The sequence below is a fragment of the uncultured Thiodictyon sp. genome (assembly GCF_903946935.1).
Lineage (GTDB): Bacteria > Pseudomonadota > Gammaproteobacteria > Chromatiales > Chromatiaceae > Thiodictyon.
On the sequence record NZ_CAJAXH010000199.1, the window covers coordinates 1 to 3,641 of the forward strand.

Annotated in this window: 2 protein-coding genes and 1 pseudogene; all 3 read left to right on the forward strand. The window is 64.8% G+C overall.

From position 1 onward, the window contains the following. The first annotated feature begins 283 nt into the window (after positions 1-283). A complete protein-coding gene (gene truC, locus QZX93_RS16570) occupies positions 284-1,003 on the forward strand; it encodes a tRNA pseudouridine(65) synthase TruC (protein WP_295386626.1) in 720 nt (239 codons plus the stop codon). Positions 1,004-1,095: 92 nt separating this feature from the next. Continuing rightward, the gene (locus tag QZX93_RS16575; protein ID WP_295386622.1) at positions 1,096-1,551 is read left to right on the forward strand and encodes a DNA polymerase III subunit chi; all 456 of its coding nucleotides are present in this window, start codon (positions 1,096-1,098) and stop codon (positions 1,549-1,551) included. A gap of 35 nt (positions 1,552-1,586) precedes the next feature. Next, positions 1,587-3,143: pseudogene (locus QZX93_RS16580) on the forward strand (restriction endonuclease); the annotation flags it as partial. Between the last annotated feature and the right edge of the window lie 498 nt (positions 3,144-3,641).

Sequence of the window (3,641 nt, forward strand, 5' to 3'; positions counted from 1 at the left end):
ACGGGCTCCTTACGTCTGGCCCGCCGACCCGGCGGCCCCTCCCCTGCATCTCGCCCCCTGCCCCCGCCAACAGGGGACATCTCTACTTTGCGGAATAGGGGACATTTCTACTTTGGGTTGACAGGACCAAGGGATGATCCTCGCCTGGCCCGCTGGCTCACCACGCGCCTACCCGTGCCCGGCGGGCCGCGGAACTCGAAGAAGGCCCTGCCGCTGGTGCGGCGGCGCATTCCCAGCGCCGGGCCGGTCCTGACCTGGGTGCCACAGGGTATACTTGGTGCCCATGGAAATCCTGTACCTGGACGACGTCATGATCGCGGTACACAAGCCGTCCGGCTTGCTCGTTCACCGCAGTCTCATCGACAAGCACGAGACACGCTTCGCGCTGCAACTGGTGCGCGACCAGCTCGGCCGGCGCGTCTATCCGGTGCATCGCCTCGATAAGCCCACCTCCGGCATACTGGTGTTCGCCCTCGACCCGGCGACCGCCCGCGCGCTCACCGCACAGTTCACCGCGGGGAGAGTGCAGAAGACCTACCGCGCCATCGTGCGTGGTTACACGGATCAGGCCGGCGTGATCGACTATGCCCTACGCGAGGAACTCGATAAGATCGCGGACGCGCTCGCCGACCCAGACAAGGCCCCCCAGCAAGCGATCACCCACTACCAGCGCCTTGCCACGGTCGAGTTGCAGCATCCCGTTGGCCAGCACGGCACCGCACGTTACTCGCTCATCGAGCTGCAACCGAAAACCGGCCGTAAGCATCAGATCCGTCGTCACATGAAGCACATCTTCCATCCGGTCGTCGGCGACACCACGCATGGCGACGGCCGCCACAACCAGTTCTTTCGCGATCGCTTCGGCAACCAGCGCCTGCTGCTCGCAGCCACCGCGATGCAGCTCATCCATCCGCACAGCGGTGAGTCACTGACGATCACGGCACCCCCAGGGGCGGACTTCCAGTGCATCGTCAACGCGCTCGGCTGGGAGGCGGTGGCATGACTGCCTGGCAGGTGCGCCCGTCAGGGCCGACAGGACGCGCGGCGACGTAAGCGATACACTGCCCACTGCCCACTCGCCACGCCACTAGGACAATGCCGCGCATCGACTTCTACACCCTGGAGCCCGACAGCCCTGGTGACCGTTACCTGCTCACCTGCCGACTGGTGGAGCGCAGCCGCGCGCAGTCACTGCGCGTGCTGATCCACTGCCCGGACGCGGCGGCAGCGCGACACCTGGACCGACTGCTTTGGACCTTCCGCCAAGAGAGTTTCATCCCCCATGGCTTGGTGGGCCAGAGCGACCCGGCACTCACCCCGGTCCTGATCGGACTGGATGGATCGGCGGTGAACGAACACCAGGTCCTGATCAACCTGGCCCTGGAGACCCCGCCCTTCTTCAGCCGCTTCGCGCGAATCTGCGAGCCAGTGGACCAGGACCCCGCGGTGCGCACCGCCGCCCGGGAGCGCTTCCGCGGCTACCGCGCGGCGGGTTTCCCCCCGGAACATCACGCGGTCCGACTCACGCCGGGGAACACGGAAACCTGGTAGTGAGCAACCCGTTTTTCGACCGGCCGATCCTCAATTGCCAGATCGAGGCCATCGAGACCGCCATCTGGTTGACCGAGGTCGCGCCCCAACTCGGCAAGGCGGAGAGCCGATTCCTTGAGCACCTGGAGACCGAGGGGCAGATGCTCCAGCGGGTCATGCCCGACCTGATGAGGCTGAAGAACATTTTGGCAATCAATGACGAGGCCCATCACTGCTACCGGGAAAAACCCAACGGCGATCTGGAAGGGGACCTGAAGGGAGATGACAAGAAGGAGGCTGAGAAGAACAACGAGGCCGCCCGCCTGTGGATTTCAGGCTTGGAGGCCGTCAACCGCAACCTGGGCCTGGCCCGCGTCTTCGACCTCTCAGCCACCCCCTTCTTCCTGCGCGGCTCCGGCTATGCCGAGGGTACCCTCTTCCCCTGGACGCTCAGCGACTTCTCGCTGATGGACGCCATCGAGTGCGGCATCGTCAAGCTGCCGCGGGTACCCGTCGCCGACAATATCCCGGGCGGCGAGATGCCCATGTTCCGCAACCTCTGGGAGCACATCCGCGCCAAGATGCCCAAGAAAGGGCGCGGCAAGGCCGAATCGCTGAATCCGCTGGACCTGCCGACCCAACTGCAAACCGCATTGGAAGCCCTCTACGGGCACTATGAGAAGACCTTCGCCCTCTGGTCCGAGGCCGGGGTTGCCTCCCCGCCCTGCTTCATCGTCGTCTGCAACAACACCTCCGCCTCCAAACTGGTGTACGACTACATCGCCGGTTTCGACCGCACGCAGCCGGATGGCACCACCGACTTGGTACACGGTCGCCTGCCCCTGTTCCGCAACCACGACGCGCACGGCAATGCACTCCCGCGGCCCCGCACCCTGCTGATCGACAGCGAACAACTGGAGTCCGGCGAGGCCCTGGATGACAACTTCCGCGCCATGGCCGCGGATGAGATCGAGCGCTTCCGCCGCGAGATCATGGAACGCGGCGGCAAAGCGGCCGATGAACTGCAAGGCGGCAAGGTGCTCGATGACGTGACGCTGCTGCGCGAGGTCATGAACACCGTCGGCAAGCCCGGCCGACTCGGCGCCGACATCCGCTGCGTCGTCTCCGTCTCCATGCTCACCGAGGGTTGGGACGCCAACACCGTCACCCATGTCCTGGGGGTGCGTGCCTTCGGCACCCAACTCCTGTGCGAGCAGGTCATCGGCCGGGCACTGCGCCGCCAGTCTTACGACCTGAACGAAGAGGGGCTCTTCAATGTCGAATACGCCGATGTCCTGGGCATCCCCTTCGATTTCAACGCCAAGCCCGTGGTGGCACCGCCCCAGCCGCCGCGCGAGACGATCCAGGTCAAGGCCATCCGGCCCGAGCGCGATGCGCTCGAAATCCGCTTCCCCCGCGTCGCCGGTTATCGCACCGAATTACCGCAGGAGCGACTGACCGCCGAGTTCAATGAAGACTCGGTGCTGGAGTTGACACCCGAGCTGGTCGGCGCCACCAAGACCCAGAACGCGGGCATCATCGGCGAAACGGTCGACCTCGACCTGGCGCATACCGGGGACGTGCGCCCATCCCAGATGGTCTACGAGTTAACCTATGTCAAGAACCACAACTTGGGATTCGAGGTACCGTCTCGTTCCCACGCGGAGCGTCTTCTCGTTCCCACGCTCCGCGTGGGAATGCCTCCGGCGACGCTCAACGTCGCGAAAGCGCCGCGGCTCGCCGTCTGCACTGAACCGGTCTCGGGACGCAGAGCGTCCGGGGCTGCATTCCCACGCAGAGCGTGGGAACGAGTACGCGGGTCACTCCACCGGCACGGTAGATCGCTCTGCGTCTCGGCGCCTCTGCGTGAGACATCATGACTCACGCAGAGACGCGGAGGCGCAGAGGAAGATGAGAAAGGCGCCACTGGCCGTAACGATGACCAAGTCCCACGCGCCCCTAGGAACGGTTCACTAAGAAGTTACTCATGTTAGCTCCGGCGATCTATGTATAGCGGCGGCCCCTCAGTTGAAAAACCGAGGTCTTCCTGCGATCATGGGCGTCGGATCTTTGGACACCGGTCGCTACCATGAACGAGTTTGCCGGCTACG